Annotated in this window: 16 protein-coding genes and 1 pseudogene; 7 read left to right on the forward strand and 10 right to left on the reverse strand. The window is 67.3% G+C overall.

Features of this window, described 5'->3' with window-relative positions; translation table 11 throughout:
- Window positions 1-6: 6 nt before the first annotated feature.
- Together ccmC and RI03_RS00935 are read right to left on the reverse strand one after the other, a co-directional pair.
- Window positions 7-744, reverse strand: a complete 738-nt coding sequence (gene ccmC / locus RI03_RS00930) for a heme ABC transporter permease CcmC (RefSeq protein WP_026046348.1) — start codon at window positions 742-744, stop codon at window positions 7-9.
- Between the two features lie 59 nt (window positions 745-803).
- A complete protein-coding gene (locus RI03_RS00935; protein ID WP_010161496.1) occupies window positions 804-1,313 on the reverse strand; it encodes a winged helix-turn-helix transcriptional regulator in 510 nt (169 codons plus the stop codon).
- A gap of 129 nt (window positions 1,314-1,442) precedes the next feature.
- On the opposite strand from RI03_RS00935, the gene RI03_RS00940 reads away from it, so the two are divergent.
- The 3 genes and pseudogenes from RI03_RS00940 (at window position 1,443) to RI03_RS00950 (ending at window position 5,254) form a co-directional block, all read left to right on the forward strand.
- Window positions 1,443-1,760, forward strand: coding sequence for a CC_3452 family protein (locus RI03_RS00940; RefSeq protein ID WP_010214567.1), 318 nt, complete (start codon window positions 1,443-1,445; stop codon window positions 1,758-1,760).
- Window positions 1,761-1,901: 141 nt separating this feature from the next.
- A complete protein-coding gene (locus RI03_RS00945) occupies window positions 1,902-3,992 on the forward strand; it encodes a RelA/SpoT family protein (protein ID WP_010214568.1) in 2,091 nt (696 codons plus the stop codon).
- A gap of 266 nt (window positions 3,993-4,258) precedes the next feature.
- Window positions 4,259-5,254: pseudogene (locus RI03_RS00950) on the forward strand (SDR family oxidoreductase).
- A 147-nt stretch (window positions 5,255-5,401) separates the two neighbouring features.
- On the opposite strand, the gene RI03_RS00955 reads toward RI03_RS00950, so the two are convergent.
- Entirely contained in the window at window positions 5,402-6,697 is a 1,296-nt protein-coding gene (locus tag RI03_RS00955) for a DEAD/DEAH box helicase (protein ID WP_010214572.1), read from the reverse strand.
- A gap of 194 nt (window positions 6,698-6,891) precedes the next feature.
- On the opposite strand from RI03_RS00955, the gene RI03_RS00960 reads away from it, so the two are divergent.
- On the forward strand, window positions 6,892-8,712 hold the full coding sequence (locus RI03_RS00960; RefSeq protein ID WP_010214573.1) for a DUF885 domain-containing protein: 1,821 nt from the start codon (window positions 6,892-6,894) through the stop codon (window positions 8,710-8,712).
- A 294-nt stretch (window positions 8,713-9,006) separates the two neighbouring features.
- Complete coding sequence (locus tag RI03_RS00965; protein ID WP_010214574.1) at window positions 9,007-10,062, forward strand: glycosyltransferase family 2 protein; 1,056 nt, start codon at window positions 9,007-9,009, stop codon at window positions 10,060-10,062.
- Here RI03_RS00965 and RI03_RS00970 read toward each other — a convergent pair.
- Window positions 9,981-10,724, reverse strand: a complete 744-nt coding sequence (locus tag RI03_RS00970) for a class I SAM-dependent methyltransferase (protein WP_010214575.1) — start codon at window positions 10,722-10,724, stop codon at window positions 9,981-9,983. The genes RI03_RS00965 and RI03_RS00970 overlap by 82 nt on opposite strands.
- Entirely contained in the window at window positions 10,724-11,107 is a 384-nt protein-coding gene (locus RI03_RS00975) for a GtrA family protein (RefSeq protein WP_010214576.1), read from the reverse strand. Before RI03_RS00975 ends, RI03_RS00970 begins: the two co-directional genes overlap by 1 nt.
- A 107-nt stretch (window positions 11,108-11,214) precedes the next feature.
- Between RI03_RS00975 and RI03_RS00980 the strand changes: the two genes are divergently transcribed.
- The gene (locus RI03_RS00980; protein WP_010214579.1) at window positions 11,215-13,029 is read left to right on the forward strand and encodes a hypothetical protein; all 1,815 of its coding nucleotides are present in this window, start codon (window positions 11,215-11,217) and stop codon (window positions 13,027-13,029) included.
- Window positions 13,030-13,115: 86 nt separating this feature from the next.
- The gene (locus RI03_RS00985; protein WP_238542181.1) at window positions 13,116-13,601 is read left to right on the forward strand and encodes a VOC family protein; all 486 of its coding nucleotides are present in this window, start codon (window positions 13,116-13,118) and stop codon (window positions 13,599-13,601) included.
- A gap of 4 nt (window positions 13,602-13,605) precedes the next feature.
- On the opposite strand, the gene RI03_RS00990 is transcribed toward RI03_RS00985, so the two are convergent.
- The 5 genes from RI03_RS00990 to RI03_RS01010 form a co-directional block, all read right to left on the reverse strand.
- On the reverse strand, window positions 13,606-14,226 hold the full coding sequence (locus tag RI03_RS00990) for a MarC family protein (RefSeq protein WP_010161484.1): 621 nt from the start codon (window positions 14,224-14,226) through the stop codon (window positions 13,606-13,608).
- Window positions 14,227-14,251: 25 nt separating this feature from the next.
- Entirely contained in the window at window positions 14,252-15,127 is an 876-nt protein-coding gene (gene folD, locus RI03_RS00995; RefSeq protein ID WP_010214581.1) for a bifunctional methylenetetrahydrofolate dehydrogenase/methenyltetrahydrofolate cyclohydrolase FolD, read from the reverse strand.
- 15 nt (window positions 15,128-15,142) lie between these two features.
- Window positions 15,143-15,445, reverse strand: a complete 303-nt coding sequence (locus RI03_RS01000; protein WP_010161482.1) for a YggT family protein — start codon at window positions 15,443-15,445, stop codon at window positions 15,143-15,145.
- Between the two features lie 256 nt (window positions 15,446-15,701).
- On the reverse strand, window positions 15,702-16,601 hold the full coding sequence (gene argB / locus RI03_RS01005) for an acetylglutamate kinase (RefSeq protein WP_010161481.1): 900 nt from the start codon (window positions 16,599-16,601) through the stop codon (window positions 15,702-15,704).
- Between the two features lie 21 nt (window positions 16,602-16,622).
- Window positions 16,623-17,297 carry a queuosine precursor transporter gene (locus RI03_RS01010; protein WP_010161480.1) on the reverse strand — a complete coding sequence of 225 codons (675 nt, stop codon included), beginning with the start codon at window positions 17,295-17,297 and terminating at the stop codon, window positions 16,623-16,625.
- Between the last annotated feature and the right edge of the window lie 289 nt (window positions 17,298-17,586).

Below are 17,586 nucleotides of genomic sequence, written 5' to 3' on the forward strand. Positions count from 1 at the left end.
GGTCACCTAGACATGATGCGCGCGGCGGCGCAACCGTGCCTCGGCCTTGGTGCGTGCGAGGATCGTGCGCATCCGCATCAGCACGATCCCGGCGAAGAACAGCGTGAAGCCGCCGAGCGTGAACCACAAGGGCCACAGGATCGCGGGATCGATCGTCGACTTCGTCAGCCCGATGCTCTGCCCCTGGTGGAGCGTGTTCCACCACACGACCGAATAGCGGATGATCGGCAGCAGCACCGATCCGGCCACGCCGTACAGCGCCGCGATCCGCCCGCCGCCGCCGAAGCCCGCGCGTTCGTCCTCGGCGCGGACCAGCGCGATGAAGCCCAGATAGACGAAGAACAGCAGCAGCATCGAGGTCAGCCGCCCGTCCCATTGCCACCACGTCCCCCAGGTCGGGCGGCCCCAAATCGATCCGGTCGCGAGGCACAAGGCAGCGAAGGTTGCACCTGGCAGCGCGATCGCGCGCGCCGCGATCATCGCGAGCGGATGGCGCCACACAAGAAAAACCAACGAAGACAAGGCGATACCGCTCCACCCCCCCATGCCGAGCCACGCGGTCGGGACATGGATATAGAGGATCCGGACGCTGTCCTTCTGGAGATAATCGGGCGGGGTCTGGGTCAGCCCGGCCCAGCCGCCGAACAGGATCAGCGCGACGCCCGCCCAGAACAGCACCGGCGTCAACGGCCGCGCGATCGCAAGGAAGCGCGCGGGGTTCGCAAGGGCGTGAAGGCTAGGCACGGGGCGAGGATACGCAGGATCGGCGCGCGAATCCACAGCGGATCGCGCCACCCGCCACGCTATTCCGCCGCGCGGGCGGTCGCCTCGCCGCCCTCGGGTTCAGCCGCGTTGACGTCCTCGGGCAAGGCCCATAGCAGATCGTGCTTGGTGAGCGTCCGCCCGTCCCACGAGCGCACCTCGATCGGCCCGATCGGGCGCCGGTCGCGCGCGTCGACCAGCACCGGCGAGGCGCGGAACCCCGTCTCCCACCGCTCCCCCCATTGCCGCAGCGCGAGCATGGTCGGCAGCAGCGCCGCGCCCTTGTCGGTCAATTGATAGTGGATCTTGCGCCGGTCCTTGGCGATCGCGTCGCGCGTCAGGATGCCGTGCTCGACCAGCCGTCCCAGCCGGTTGGCGAGGATGTTGCGCGCGATTCCGAGTTCGGACTGGAATTCCTCGAAGTGATGCAGCCCGTTGAAGGCGGCGCGCAAAATCATGAAGCTCCAGCGCTCGCCCATCGCCTCCAGCGCGGCGGGCAGGCTGCAATTGACCAGTTGTTCGCGCAGCGGTTCGCGCAGTTTTTCGTCCATGATTCCTCATCGTATCGCATTTTGACGGCGCAGGGAAACCATGTGCGCAGCGCCACCGTATTTTCAGTTGCAAGTCGCAACCTACTTTGCTAATTGTTGCATTGCAAACTCATTGCTGGAGTCGTTCCGATGATCTCGTTTCCACGCGCGGCTGCGCCTTTTCTGGCGTCCGCCCTCGTCTTGACGCCAGTCGCGGCCCAGGCCGCCGACACCGGCCCCTATTATGTCGCCACCCCCGCTGCTGCACCTGCACAACAGACGCTGATCACCAGCGGCACCGTGTGGAAGTGGCGCGACACCGTGTTCACCGCGAGCAAGAGCGGGCAGCGCGAGTTCATCATGTGCGAACTGGTCGCGCAGCGTGCGGGCAAGCTCACCGCCTTCACCGCGGGCGGCAAGCCGTTCGACGACGACGCGCTGGCCAAGTGCAACGCGCGCGCGAAGTGATCCGCTGACACGATCCGCCCTCCGGTATCCTCTCCCCGAGGACCTTTCCCCCCGCCGACGCCCCGCGCGTCGGCGGGGTTTTTTCGGTTTGTTGCGCAAACAGGTTGCAAATCAAACCCTCACGACGCCATCTTGATCCAGATGTTGCGTCAGTATGAACTTGTCGATCGCGTCCTGGACTACGATCCCACGGCAAACGAAGCCCTGCTCAATCGTGCTTATGTGTTTTCGATGCAGGCACATGGCAGCCAGAAGCGGGCGAACGGCGACCCTTATTTCAGCCACCCGATCGAAGTCGCCGGGATCCTGACCGACCTCCACCTCGACGACGAGACGATCGCGACGGCGATTCTCCACGACACGATCGAGGATACGGTCGCGACGCCCGAGGAGATCACCCGGCTGTTCGGGGCGAATGTCGCGCGGCTGATCGACGGCGTCACCAAGCTGTCGAAGATCGAGGCGCAGACCGAGAACGAGCGCGCCGCCGAGAACCTCCGCAAGTTCCTGCTCGCGATGTCGGACGACATTCGCGTGCTGCTGGTCAAGCTCGCCGACCGGCTGCACAACATGCGGACGCTGCATTTCATCAAGAACCCCGACAAGCGCAAACGCATCGCGCGGGAAACGATGGATATCTACGCCCCGCTCGCCGAGCGGATCGGCATGTACGAGTTCATGAAGGAGATGCAGACGCTCGCCTTCGCACAGCTCGAACCCGAGGCGTATGAATCGATCGTCCGGCGCCTCGCGCAGCTCAAGGAGGGCGGCGGCGACCGGATCGCCAAGATCGGCTCGGGGCTGAAACTGCTGCTGTCGCGCCACGGGCTCGAGGCGGATATCTCGGGACGCGAGAAACACCCCTATTCGATCTGGAAGAAGATGGCCGAACGGCACATCAGCTTCGAGCAGTTGAGCGACATCATGGCGTTCCGCGCGATCGTGCCGAGCGAGGAGGCGTGTTACGAGGCGCTCGGCGTCATCCACCGGCGCTGGCCGATGGTGCCGGGACGGTTCAAGGACTACATCTCGACCCCGAAGCGCAACGGCTATCGGTCGCTCCACACCACGATCATCCACGCCGACAATACCCGCGTCGAAATCCAGATCCGCACCCGCGCGATGCACGAGGAAGCCGAGCTCGGGCTCGCCGCGCACTGGGCGTACAAGCAGGACAAGGTCCGCCCCGACACGCAGCACAGCTGGATCACCGACCTCGTCGAGATCCTCGACAATGCCGAGAGCCCCGAGGAGCTGCTCGAGCATACTCGCATGGCGATGTACCAGGACCGGATCTTCGCGTTCACCCCCAAGGGCGAGCTGCACCAGTTGCCCAAGGGCGCGACCCCGATCGACTTCGCGTACGCGGTCCACACCGATCTCGGCGATCAGTCGGTCGGCGCGAAGATCAACGGGCGAGTCGTGCCGCTGCGCACCCCGATCGAGAATGGCGACCAGGTCCAGATCCTGCGGTCGAAGGCGCAGGAGCCGCAGCCCAACTGGCTCAACTTCGCGATCACCGGCAAGGCGCGCGCCGCGATCCGCCGGCACCTGCGGCAGAAGGAGCGGATCGAGACGCAGGCGCTCGGGCGGAAGATGTACGACGAACTCGTCTCGCGGCTCCCTGCGCCCTTGTCGGGCGAGGCGCAGGCGATGGCGCTGCAACGGTTGAAGGTGGCGGACGAGGCCGCGTTGCTCGAGGCGATCGCGCGCCGCCGGATTCCCGATGCGGCGGTGATGGAGGCGTTGATGCCGGGCTCGGCGGGGACCGACGCGTTGCGCGACCTGCCGCCGCAATCGAGCGCGATCTCGATCCTCGGGCTCACCCCCGGGGTCGCGTTCGATCTCGCCGAATGCTGCCACCCGGTGCCGGGCGACCGGATCGTCGGCCTGCGCCGCCCCGATGTCGGGATCGAGGTCCATGCGATCGACTGCGACCTGCTGAGCGACGCGGACGATGCCGACTGGGTCGACCTGTCATGGGGCGACAAGTCCGAGGGCGCGACCGGGCGGATTTCGGTCGAGGTCAAGAACGAACCGGGCGCGCTCGGGACGATCGCGACGATCATCGGCGCGCAGAAGGCGAACATCGTCAACCTGCGGCTCGACAATCGCGATACCGGTTTCCACACCAACACGATCGACGTCGAGGTGCATGACGTGCACCATCTGATGCGCGTGATCGGCGCATTGCGCGCCGCGGACGCGGTGAGCGGGGTCACGCGGGTCTAGGATTGCGCGGTCGGTTCGTTGCTGGCGGTGTTCTATTTCCGCCGTCACCCTGAACTCGTTTCAGGGTCTACCGCTTCACAAGCCCGGCCCGTGCCCGTTGCGTGGTGGATGCTGAAACAAGTTCAGCATGACGGCGCGTGAGGAGTTTGGAGCCGCAGCGGCGGCCTTCTCATACTCACCCGTCACCCTCCAGCGGAGGAGTCATTCGCTGAACCAAAAGATGTATGGCTCGTTCCCAACCCGACGACGGCGACGGGACAATGGCGATGGACAGTGGAACTTCACGGCGGGGCGTGCTCGGCGCCGCGGCGATCGGGATCGGCGGGCTGGCGGCGGCGCAGGGCGTCGGTGCGCAAGGCACCCCGGCCAGCCAGGGTGCATCCCCGCTGCGCGACCCGCGGACCAAATACACCAACGCGCCCTTTTCCCGAGCAGCATCAGCCGTGGCCCGGGCTCCAGTCCAAGATGAACCCGAAGCCCGACTGCGGCGAACGCAGTTATCGCGGCTCCGGCAAGCTGACCGGGCGCAAGGCGCTGATCACCGGCGCAGATTCGGGTATCGGCCGTGCCGTAGCGATCGCCTTTGCGCGCGAGGGCGCCGACGTCGCGATCAACTATCACCCCGATGAGGAACCCGACGCGCGCGAAGTGGTCGACCTGATCCGCCAGGCCGGGCGCAAGGCGGTTGCGATCCCGCGCGACCTGCGGACGCTGGAAGGGTGCGAGGCGATCGTCGCGGCGGCGCGGAAAGGACTCGGCGGGATCGACCTGCTCGTCAACAACGCGGCTTACCAGCAGTCGAAGGAGGACATCTTCGCGATCAGCGACGAACAGATGGTCCGTACGTTCGAGACGAACATCTTTGCCTATTTCCGCATCGCCAAGGCGGTGGCGAAGGATATGCCGGCGGGATCGGTGATCCTCAACACCGGCTCGGTCAATTCCTACGATCGGGGATCGAGCTGCTCGATTACGCCTCGACCAAGGGCGCGATCCTGATCTTCACCAAGGGGCTCGCCAAGCAGCTCGCCAAGCGCGGGATTCGCGTCAACATGATCGCGCCGGGGCCGATCTGGACGCCGCTGCAGGTCGCGGGCGGGCAGTTGCCGGGGCAGATGGGCGAGTTCGGACAGGATACCCCGCTGGGCCGCGCCGGGCAGCCGGCCGAGCTTGCGCCGCTCTACGTAATGCTCGCGTCGGACGAGACGAGCTTCTCGACCGGCACTGCCGTCGGCGCGCATGGCGGCAAGGGGAGCCCGTAAGCGTCCTTACCCACGGGCTGCGGCGGAGGACGAAGCACGGCCGTTACGCGCAACAGCCGTTATTTTGCCTGACCCTGGACTCCCGCCTTCGCGGGAGAACAGATGTGGTTCAGCGGAAGTCTCGCTTTCGCCGGAAGACATAAAGGGTCAGGCGGCGCGGGCGGCCATCCGCGCGGCGAGCTTTTCTTCCTCGGTCCAGACCTTGCGCTCGCGCGGCGCCTTCTCAGGCTTGACCTGCTTGACCGGGCCGCCGCCGAGCACCGGCGCGCGCTTGGTCGAGTGGCGCGCCACTTCGCAATGCCAGGCGTGATCGTCGTGGACGGTCAGCGTCCGCCCTATCTCGCGTTCGACGTCGTGGAGCCACGCGCGCTGCTCGGCATCGCACAGCGTGATCGCGAAACCGCTGCGCCCGGCGCGCCCGGTGCGGCCGATGCGGTGGACATAGCTTTCGGGCAGGCTCGGCAGATCGTGGTTGAACACGTGCGTCACCGTGTCGACGTCGATCCCGCGCGCGGCGATGTCGGTCGCGACGAGCACCTGCACCGTGCCCGCGCGGAACGCATCGAGCGCGCGTTCGCGCTGGCCCTGCGACTTGTTGCCGTGGAGCGCCTCGGCGGTGATCCCCGCCTCGGTGATGAACGCGCAGACTTCGTTGGCGATGTTCTTCTGGAGCGTGAAGACGACCGCCTGGCCGATCTCGGGGGTCCGCAGCAATTCGAGCAGCGCGGTCTTCTTGTTCGCGGCGTCGAGGAACATCACCGACTGCGCGATCCGGTCGACCGTGGTCGACGGCGGCGCGATCTCGACGCTGGCGGGGTCGGTCAGTAGGCTTTCGGCGAGCGCGGCGATCGCCTTGGGCATCGTTGCCGAGAACAGCAGCGTGTGGCGGTCCTTCGGCAGCGTCGCGACGAGGCGTTCGATCGGCTTGGCGAAGCCCATGTCGAGCATCTGGTCCGCCTCGTCGAGCACCAGCGCCTCGAGCGCGGACAGGTCGCACAGCCCCTGATCGACCAGGTCGAGCAAGCGCCCGGGTGCCGCGACGAGGATGTCGACCCCGGCGTCGAGCGCCGCGACCTGATGGAACTGGCTGACGCCGCCGAAGATGGTGGTAACCTTGAGCGACAGGTGCCGACCGAAGCTCTCGAAGCCCGCGGCGATCTGCGACACGAGCTCGCGCGTCGGCGCGAGGACCAGGATACGCGCGCCGCCCTTGGGGGCCGGGCGGGGGTTCGCGGCGAGGCGGTGGAGCAGCGGGAGCGCGAAGGCGGCGGTCTTGCCGGTGCCGGTCTGCGCCATGCCGAGCATGTCGCGGCCCTCGAGCAGCAGCGGGATCGACTGCGCCTGGATCGGGGTCGGGGTGGCATAGCCTTCCTCGGCGAGCGCCTTGAGAATCAGCGGAGACAAGGCGAGATCGGGGAAGGTCATGGTCATGGTCATGGTCATGGTCGCGGCGCCTCCAGCGCTGAGCAAGGCTGCGCCTGAACGGGCTTAGCGTAAGAGCGCGGGCACGTAGGTTTTATGCTGCACTGCGTCAATGTCGAAAGCGGTCGGTTTCGACCGATGGCCCCGCCGCCCCTTGCCGATCCGATCGGCCCTGATACGATCCCCGCATCATCGTCACGCGAGAGGACTGCCCCTTGGAACGTCGTACTTTTCTCAGCGCGAGCAGCGCGGCTGCCGCGATCGCGCTCGCGCCCCGCGGCGCTGGCGCCGCCGCCCCGGCGGGCGATGCCGCGCTTAACGCGACCTTCCAGACGATCTTCGAACAGAATGTCCGCGAATCGCCCGAACAGGCGAGCAGCCTCGGGCTCGACAAGGGCGCGAACGGCGCGCTGAAAAGCCAGCTCGACGCGCGCACTGCGGCGGAGCGGACCGACGCGCTCGTGCGGACCCGCAAGGCGATTGCCGCGGTGCAGGCGGTGCCCGTCGCGGGCCTGTCGCGCAGCGGCAAGCTCAACCGCGAGGTCGTGCTCTATTCGCTGACGCAGCGGACCGTCGGCCCCGAGAAGTTCGGGCTTGGCTCGCCCAACCGGCCCTATGTGTTGTCGCAACAATCGGGGGCCTATTTCGAGATCCCGGATTTCCTCAACAGCACCCACACGATCGTCACCGCCGCCGATGCCGACGCCTATTGCGCGCGCGTCGATGCGTTCGCGACCGCGCTCGACCAGGACAGCGCGCTGCAGCGGAGCGAGGCCGCGCGCGGGATCGTCGCGCCCGATTTCCTGCTCGACCTGACGCTCGGCCAGCTTGCGAAGCTGCGCGCGCCCGCCCCCGCCGACAGCTCGATCGTGTCCTCGGTCGCGACGCGCGCCAAAGCGCGCGGTCTCTCCGGCGACTGGGACAAGCGCACCGCCGCGAGCCTCAACGACAGGGTCTACCCAGCGCTCGACCGGCAGATCGCGCTGGTCAAGACGCTCCGTGCAAACGCGCGCAGCACCGCCGGGATCGCGCCGCTCCCGCGCGGGAGCGAGATCTACGCCGCCGCGCTGGCTGCGGCGACGACGACCAGCTTCACCCCGGACGAAGTTCACAAGATCGGGCTCGAGCAGGTCGCGGACCTCAGCACCCAGCTCGATGCCTTGCTCAAGACGCAGGGACTGACGCAAGGCTCGACCGGCGCGCGGCTGACCGCGCTTAACCAGCGGCCCGAGCAGCTTTATCCCGATAGCGCGGCGGGCCGCGCCGAGCTGATCGCGGGGCTCAACACCGGGGTCGCCGCGATGCAGGCGAAGCTCGGGCAGGCGTTCCTCAACCCGCCGTCCGCCCCGCTCGACATCCGTTCGGTCCCGGTCGAGATCCAGGACGGCGCGCCCAACGGCTATTACAAGCGCGCCGCGCTCGATGGCTCGCGCCCGGCGATCTACTTCATCAACCTGAAGAATATCGAGAACTGGCCGAAATACACGCTCCCCTCGCTGAGCTATCACGAGGGCGTGCCGGGGCATCACCTCCAGCTCAGCCTCGTCGCCGCACTCGACATGCCGGTGCTGCGCAAGCTCGGCTTCTTCAGCGCGTACGGCGAAGGCTGGGCGCATTATGCCGAACAGCTTGCCGAACCGCTTGGCGGTTATGCCACGCCGATCGAGCGCGCGGGCTATATCCAGTCGTTCCTGTTCCGCGCCGCACGGCTGGTGGTCGACACCGGGATCCATTCCAAGGGCTGGAGCCGCGACAAGGCGACCGACTATTTCGTCGAGGTCGTCGGCTTCACGCGCGGGCGGTCGCAAAGCGAGATCGAGCGCTATTGCGCGATGCCGGGGCAGGCGTGCAGCTACAAGCTCGGGCATCTCAGCTGGATGCGCGCGCGCGACAAGGCGCAGAAGATCCTGGGCGCGAAGTTCGACCAGAAGCAGTTCCACGAAGTGCTGCGCGACGGACCGGTCCCGCTGACGATCCTCGAGCGGCTGAGCGAGGAGCGTGCGCGGGCGCAGCTTGCGGGGACGCCGATCGCGTAACGTATACCCTTCGCTTCCCCCATCCAAAACGCTTCCCCGGCGAAGGCCGGGGCCCAGCAGCGAAGGTTTTTGCAACTGTGCGCAGCCTGTGACAATTCAGGTTGCGCTCCTGGGCCCCGGCCTTCGCCGGGGAAGCGCGTAGGAGACGAAGTGCGTAGGAGACGAAGCGCGTAGGAGACGAAGCGCGTAGGAGACGAAGCGCGAAGGAAGGGAAGCGGAGTCTATCGCGCGCGTCCGGGGAAGCATCAAACCGCCCGCTTCCACTCAAACCCAAACACTTCTAGACCGGCGCGCATGACCCGTCCCGTTTCCCCGACCACGCCCGCGCTGTCCGTCGTTATCCCCTGCTACAACGAAGCGGCGTGTCTCGACGTGCTCCACGCGCGCGTCTCCGGCGCGGCACGCGCGGCGGTGGGGGACGATTACGAGATCCTGCTGATCAACGATGGCTCGCGCGACGACAGCTGGCCGGTGATGCAGCGCCTCGCCGCCGCCGACCCGCGGCTGGTGGTGATCAACCTGTCGCGCAACCACGGGCACCAGCTCGCGCTGACCGCCGGGCTCGACCTGTGCAGCGGCGCGCAGATCCTGATCATCGATGCCGACCTGCAGGATCCGCCCGAGCTGTTGACCGACATGCGCGCGGCAATGGCGTCGCAAGGCGCGGACGTCGTCTATGCGGTGCGCCGCAAGCGCGAGGGCGAGACGCTGTTCAAGAAGGCGACCGCCGCAGCGTTCTACCGCCTGCTCGACCGCGTGACCGACACCGCGATTCCGCTCGACACCGGCGATTTCCGGCTGATGAGCCGGCGCGCGCTCGATGCGTTCCTGTCGATGCCCGAGCAGGCGCGCTTCATTCGCGGGATGGTCGCGTGGGTCGGGTTCAAGCAGGTCCCCTTCCCCTATGACCGTGCCGAGCGGCATGCGGGCGAGACCAATTACCCCTTGAGCAAGATGATCCGGCTCGCATTCGACGCGGTCACCGGCTTCTCGACCGCGCCCTTGCGCTTCGCGAGCCATCTCGGGCTCGCGCTGACGGGCGCGTCGCTGCTGCTGTTCCTCTATATCGCGGTCGGCTTCTTCAGCGGCAGCGCGGTGGCGGGCTGGACCTCGACGATGCTCGTCGTCGTCCTGCTCGGCGCGTTCCAGATGTTCGTGCTCGGGATGATCGGCGAATATCTCGGGCGGCTCTACGTCGAATCGAAGCGCCGCCCGCTGTACATCGTCGGCGACGTCGTCGGCCCGATCCAGGGCCGCGCGACGCTCGGTTATCGCGCGGAGGAGCCCGCGGGCGACAGCAACGTGACGATCGAGACCCCCGGCGACAGCGGCACCCTGCCGACCAGGTGACGCTCGAACCGGAAGATCGTCTCGAACAGCCGGTTGAGCGCGGGCGGAGGGGGTGAATCGTCGCTGTCGTCGCGTCCGGTCATCCGCCCCGCGACGCGCGCGGCAGCGGCGAGCGGGAACAGCAGCGAATTGAAATAGCGCAACCCGTTCGAGCGCAACCCGGCATCGCTGATCGCCTTGGCGAGCGTCGCCTTGGAATAGCGCCGGTGGTGATGGTTCACCACGTCGTGCGCGCTCCACATCCAGCGGTGCGCAGGCACGGTAACGAGGATCTTGCCGCCGGGCTTGAGGCACGCCGCCATCGCGCGCAGTGCCGCCACGTCGTCCTCGATATGCTCGACCACGTCGAGCACCGCGATCAGGTCATACGCGCCGCGCTCGATCCCCGGGAGTGTCGGCAGCGGTGCGGCGCTGATCGGGCGCCCCAGCCGTTCGGACGCGATTTCGCGCGCGGCGGGGTCGATCTCGATCGCCTCGACCGAGCCGAACGCCGCGAGCATCGGGAGATTGTGCCCGGTGCCGCAACCGATCTCGAGGATCCGCGCGTCCTTCGGCAGACCGCCCTCGCGCGTCAGATAGTCGGCGAGGATGTCGCGCCGCGCGCGATACCACCAATGCGTCGAGTCATGCGCCGCCATCCGGTCGTAGACGATGCGGTCCATCAGCCGAACACCCAGGCACGGTTGAGCGCGAAGGTCGCGAGTGGCACGACCGACACCGCGAACAGCAACGGGACCCAGGTCGGCTGGTGGAACCAGCCGGTGACGATCCAGGTGATCAGCGCGTTGAGCACCAGCCCGAACGCCTGCACTGCGACGAACTTGCCGTGCTGCTTGCCGCTGTTGTCGCGCGTGCCGTGCCCCTTGAAGCTCCAGTAGCTGTGCAGCGGGAAGCCGACCAGCACCGCGACCGCAAAGGCGAACGGCACCGCGTAGACCGCGTGCGCCGGCTCGAACACATAATGCGTCAGCGGTAGGTACACCGCGGCGTAGACGATCGTGGACAGCCCCCCGGCAATGCCGAAGCGGATGATCTGCCCGAGCATCCCGCTGTCGCGGAGGCTTTGAAACTGTCGGTTGAGTGCTGTCACGTTCGCTTGCCCTTTACGCCTGCCGCACTAGAGGGCGTTCTCGTTCTAGGAAAGCGTTTTGGATGAATGACGGTTCGCTGACGCGCACGCTGGAGCGCGACTGGGTTCGCTGGAGCCTGATCGCCTGGGGCCTGATCGCGCTGTACTACGTCATCAACCGCTGGACCGGGATCCATTTCCTCCAGCTCGGCGATACAGACGACAACATGCGCCTGATGCAGGTGCGCGCCTGGCTCGGCGGGCAGGGCTGGTACGACCTGCGGCAATATCGCATGAACCCGCCGCTCGGCTTCGACATGCACTGGAGCCGGATCGTCGATCTTCCGCTCGCCGGACTGATCGTGCTGCTGCGCCCGTTCGTCGGGGTGCGCGAGGCGGAAATGCTGGCGTGCGGGATCGCGCCGCTGCTGCCGCTGAGCATCGTGATCCTCGGGCTCGGTGCGACGGTGCGGCGGCTGATCGACCCGCGCGCGTGGCCGGTCGCGATCGGGCTGCTGATCGTCTGCCCCGCGACGATGCCGATGTTCATGCCCGAACGGATCGACCATCACGGCTGGCAGCTCGCGATGCTGAGCCTGACCGTCGCAGGCCTGTGCGACCCGCGCGCGGCGCGCGGCGGCGCGATCGTCGGGCTGGCGAGCGCGGTGTCGCTCGCGATCGGGCTCGAGATGCTGCCCTATGCCGCGATGGCGGGGGTGATCCTCGCGTTGCGCTGGGTGTGGGATCGGACCGAGGCGCAACGCCTCAGCGTCTATGCGCTGAGCCTCGGCGGCGGCTGCGCGATCGGTTATGCGCTGTTCGCTTCTTATGCCAACAGCGTGTTGCGCTGCGATGCGCTGACGCCGGTGTGGCTGAGCGTAATGGTGGTGGGTGGCGCGCTGCTGTTTGCGATGGCCTGGGCCAACCCCGCCAACCGCTGGGTCCGCCTTGCGCTCGCGCTGGCGGCGGGCGGGGTGGTCGTCGTCGGCTTCGCGCTGGTGTTCCCGCAGTGCCTCGGGCGGCCGGAACAGGTTTCGCCCGAGCTTGCGAAGACCTGGCTCAACAACGTCCGCGAAGCCAAGCCGATCTACGAGCACCCGTTCCGCACCGCGTTCGTCATTGCGGTGCTGCCGATGATCGGCGTGCTCGGCGCGATGCTCGCGACGTGGCGTGCGCGCGGGACCGCGCGGGGCGGACTGTGGGCCCCGGTCCTGTTGTTCGTCGCCTTCGCCGCGCTGATGCTGCTGTGGCAGATCCGCGCAGGGCCGGCGGCGCAGATGCTGTCGGTGCCGGGGTCGGCGGCGCTGATCTGGCTGCTCGTGCCGATGACGCTGGGGAGCCGCAGCAGTGTCGTGCGCGTGCTGGGGACGGCGGGGGTGGTGATCCTTGCCTCGGGGTCGTTCACCGGGCCGGTGATGACTCCGCTCGACCTGCGCTGGAGCGGGCTCAACCTGCGCTACACGCCGCCCGACCGGCCGACCAAGCGAGTCCAGGTGGTCGACCGTGCGGGTGCGCGCTGCCCGACGATGACGGCGCTGTCGCCGCTCGACCGGATTCCGGCGCAGACCGTGTTCACTTTCGTCGATCTCGGGCCGCGGCTGATCACGCTGACGCATCACAGCGCGATCGCGGGGCCGTATCACCGCAACGGCGATGCGATCCTCGACGTGCAGCACGCCTTCTCGGGCACGCCCGAGAATTTCCGCGCGACCGCGAAGCGGCATGGCGCGACGCTGCTGCTGGTGTGCCCGAACCTGTCCGAATCGACGATCTACCGCGTCCGTTCGCCGAACGGTTTCTATGCGCAGCTCGCGCATCGCAAGACGTTCGACTGGCTCGAGCCGATCGACCTGCCGCGCGGGTCGCCGCTGCGGTTGTGGCGGATCAAGCCGGAGTAAGGGACGGTCGGCAGCGGCACCCGCTTGTGGTGCCGCCATCCTACGGATAGCCTCCGCCCAACGAAGCATCGGGGGGAGCTTATGCCGTGCCGAGTCGTCGCAGGTTGTCGTGCCTCGTTGCCGCCTGGGCGGTGCTGACGCCCATGTCGCTTGCCGCAGAACCATCAGGGGGAAAGATCACCGGCGTCGGTGGGGTTTTCGTCAAGAGCAAGGACCCGCAGGCGCTCATGGCCTGGTATCGCGATGTCCTTGGCCTCTCGATCGAATCCTGGGGCGGGGCAATGCTCCCCTATGACGCACCAAACCATCCGCCGGCGCTGATCCTGAATGTTTTCAAGGACACATCGGACTACATGGCGCCATCCAGACGCGACTTCATGCTCAACTTTGCCGTCGATGATCTTTCGGCATTTATTGATCGCCTGAAGGCGAAGGGCGTTGCCATCCTCAAGCGCGACGACAGCGATGCGAGCGGCAAGTTCGCATGGATCGTCGATCCGGACGGGACCAAGATCGAACTCTGGGAACCGAAGGCGGGGGCGCTACGAACTAGGCCGTTCCGTCAGACGTGACCGTTCAGGCCAGACTCACCCGCACCCCGTCGATCACGAACTGCACCGCCAGTGCCGCGAGCAGCACGCCGAGCAGACGCGTGATCACCGCCTCGATCTTCGCGCCGAGCACGCGCATGATCGGCCCCGCCGCGAGCAACGCGACCAGCGTCAGCAGCAGGATCGTCACCAGCGCCGCCAGCACGACGGCCGAACGCTCAAGCCCTTCGTTGCGGCCCATCAGCAGCATGACCGAGGCGATCGACCCCGGCCCCGCGATCATCGGCATCGCCATCGGGAAGATCGACACGTCCTCGACCTCGGGGTCGTTCGCGACCTTGGCGGCGCGGTCCTCGCGGCGTTCGGTGCGTTTCTCGAACACCATTTCGAGCGCGATCAGGAACAGCATGATCCCGCCCGCGATCCGGAACGAGGAAAGGCTGATCCCCAGCCCGCGCAGCAACGCCTCGCCGAACAGCGCGAACACCAGCAGGATTCCCGCCGCGACCATCACCGCGCGGACCGCCATCGCGCGCGAATGCGCGGGCGAGGCACCCGCGGTCAGCCCGGCATAGATCGGCGCGCAGCCGGGCGGATCGATCACCACGAAGAAGGTGATGAGCGAGGAGATGAAGAGTTCGATCATGCGCCGACCGCCATCCGGGCGGCGATCACAGGGCCGCCTCGTCGAGCACCACGCCTTCGCGCCCTGCCGCCGACACGAGCGTGTTGCGCAGCAGGCACGCGATCGTCATCGGGCCGACTCCGCCCGGCACGGGCGTCACCGCGCCCGCGACGCTCATCGCGCCCGCGAAATCGACGTCGCCGACGAGCCCCGCCTCGGTCCGGTTGATCCCGACGTCGATCACGGTCGCGCCCGGCTTAAGCCAGTCGCCCTTGACCATCTCGGGCCGTCCGACCGCCGCGATCACGATGTCCGCGCGCTTGACCACGCTCGACAGGTCGCGCGTGCGCGAATGCGCGACGGTGACGGTGCAACTTTCGGCGATCAGCAATTGCGCCATCGGCTTGCCGACGATGTTCGACCGGCCGATCACCACCGCGTCGAGCCCGGTCAGGTCGCCGAGCGTGTCCTTGAGCAGCATCACGCAGCCGAGCGGAGTGCACGGCACGAAGCCTGCGATCCCGGTCGCGAGCCGCCCGGCATTGACCGGGTGGAAACCGTCGACGTCCTTGTCGGGGTCGATCCGCGTCGTCACCGCGCGCTCGTCGATATGGCCGGGAAGCGGGAGCTGGACGAGGATCCCGTCGATCGCGGGATCGGCGTTGAGCGTGTCGACCAACGCGAGGAGTTCGTCCTGCGCGACGTCGGCCGCGAGGCGATGCTCGACGCTGATCATCCCCGCGCCCTGCGTCGCCTTGCCCTTGTTGCGGACATAGACCGCGGACGCGGGATCCTCGCCGACCAGCACGACCGCGAGCCCGGGCGCGCGACCGGCGGCCTCGGTAAAGGTCGCGACCTGCGCGGCGATGCGCGTGCGCAGGCCGGCGGCGAACGCCTTGCCGTCGATGATCGTAGCGGTCATGCGGTCAGCTCCGGCTCAGAGCGGCGCGCCGACGAGCAGATGCGCGTCGTAATTGTTGAGCACGATGCTGATGATCTTGAGCGTCAGCAACAGCGCGAACGGCGCGAGGTCGATCTGACCGAAATCGGGAAGGATCCGGCGGAACGGGCGGTACAGCGGCTCGGTCCCGCGCTCGAGCCCGTTGTAGATCGACCGCACCAGCTCGTTATGCGTGTTGATGATGTTGAACGAGACGAGCAGCGACAGGACCACCTGAATCAGCACGATCGTCGTGATCGCGCTGATCAGGACCTGCAATATCTGGATGATCGTATGCAAAATGGCGTCTCCGGGCGTTGAGCTGTGCGATCCTAGCGGTATCTCGCAAATGCGAACACCCCCTTAGCGTCTTGCGACGGCGCCGCATCGTTTCGAAGGTGCGCGCGGACCCATCCCGCGCCCACCCCCGCCCCGCCCCCGTCGTCATGCTGAACTCGTTTCAGCATCCACCGCGCAACGGGCGCGGACGGGACTCGCGGCACGGTGGACCCTGAAACGCGTTCAGGGTGACGGCAGACAAAAAAGTCCGGATCGCTCAGCGCCGGACCAGCGTCCCCGCCCCGCGATCGGTGAAGATCTCCAGCAGCATCGCATGCGGCACGCGCCCGTCGAGGATGACCGCCGCGCCGACGCCGCTTTCCACCGCATGGACGCACGTCTCGAGCTTGGGGATCATCCCGCCCGAGATCGTCCCGTCGGCGCGCAGCCGGGCGACGCCCGCCGGATCGAGATCGGTGACGAGCTCCTTGTCCTTGTCGAGCACGCCGACCACGTCGGTCAGCATGAACAGCCGCTCCGCGCCCAAGGCGGCGGCGATCGCGCCCGCCATCGTGTCGGCGTTGATGTTATAGGTATGGCCGTCGGTGCCGATCGCGATCGGCGCGACCACCGGGATGATGCCGGCCTCGGACAGCGTATCGATGATTCGCCGATCCACGCCCACCGGCGTGCCGACGAACCCGAGATCGACGTGCCGCTCGATCCCCTGCAGCGTATCGGGCGTCTCGCGCCCGACCTTGACCGCGGTGACGAAGTTCGAATCCTTGCCCGAAATCCCGACCGCGCGGCCACCCGCCTGCCCGATCCAGCCGACGATTTCCTTGTTGATCGAGCCTGCGAGCACCATTTCGGCAATCCGCGCGGTTTCCGCATCGGTCACCCGCAGGCCATCGACGAAGCGCGATTCAACGCCCAATCGCTTGAGCATCGCGCCGATCTGCGGCCCGCCGCCGTGGACGACGACCGGGTTGATCCCGACCGCCTTCATCAGCACGACGTCCTCGGCGAAATCGCGCGCGGCTTCGGGGTCGCCCATCGCGTGCCCGCCATATTTCACGACGAAGGTCTTGCCGGCGTACCGCTGCATGTAGGGCAGCGCCTCGACCAGCGTTTCGGCCTTGGCGAGCAAGGCTGGGGCGGGGGAATGATCGGTCATGCCCGCGCCTTATCGCTTAAGTCACCCGCGATCCAGCCGCCGCCCGATCCCAACCACCAGATAGATCAGCGGCGGCACCAGCACCGCCGACAGCGTCACCTTCGCGAGCATCTGCCCGGCGAGCAGCGACCCGATCGGGAACACGCCATAAAACGCGATCGTCACGAACAGCAGCGTGTCGACGATCTGGCTGAGGATGCTCGAGATCCCCGCGCGCAGCCACAACAGCCCGCCCTTCTCGTTGCGCTTGAGCCAGCTGAAGATCGTGACGTTGAGCGTCTGCGAAATTCCGTAGGCGACGATCCCGCCGAGCCAGATCCGCGGCGTGCCGCCCATCATCAGCGCGAACGCATCGCGCCGCGCGGGCTCCATCGCGGGTGCGGCGGGGGCGGCGAGCACCGCGATCGACAGCAGGATCGACGCGATCAGCGGCACGAACCCGATCTGCACCAGCCGGTTGGCGACCGTCCGCCCGTGGAGTTCCGCCACCGCGCTCGACACGACGACGAGCAGCAGGAACGCGAAGATCCCGGATTCGACCGCAAGCGGCCCGATCCCGACGAGCGGCCCGAGCAGCGAGATCGGCCCGAGCGAGACCTGCTTGTTGCCGAGCACCCCCGCGATGCAGACCATGCCGCCGTAGAAGATCGAAAAGGCGAAAAGCGAGCGCGAGATCGCGGGAGCAGGTGTCGTCATCGCGGGCGACGCTAGCGGATCGTGTGCGGAAAGGGAATCGCTTCTCGGGCAGCCCCCCGCGTTCAAAATAGCTGCCGTCATGCTGAACTTGTTTCAGCATCCACCGTGCAACGGGCCCGATCCTGACTCTCGGCGGGCTGGATCCTGAAACGAGTTCAGGATGACGGGGGTTTGTAGAAACCGCGTGCGGTCGGAACCCACCCGCCACTTTCTCCCTCGCCCCCTAGCCCTATCCGCGTCTGCGTGTATGGTCCCCCCCCGGTAGCGCGCCGAAATTTGGGGAGTGCGC

The organism is Sphingomonas sp. PAMC 26621 (assembly GCF_000251145.1).
GTDB lineage: Bacteria > Pseudomonadota > Alphaproteobacteria > Sphingomonadales > Sphingomonadaceae > Sphingomonas.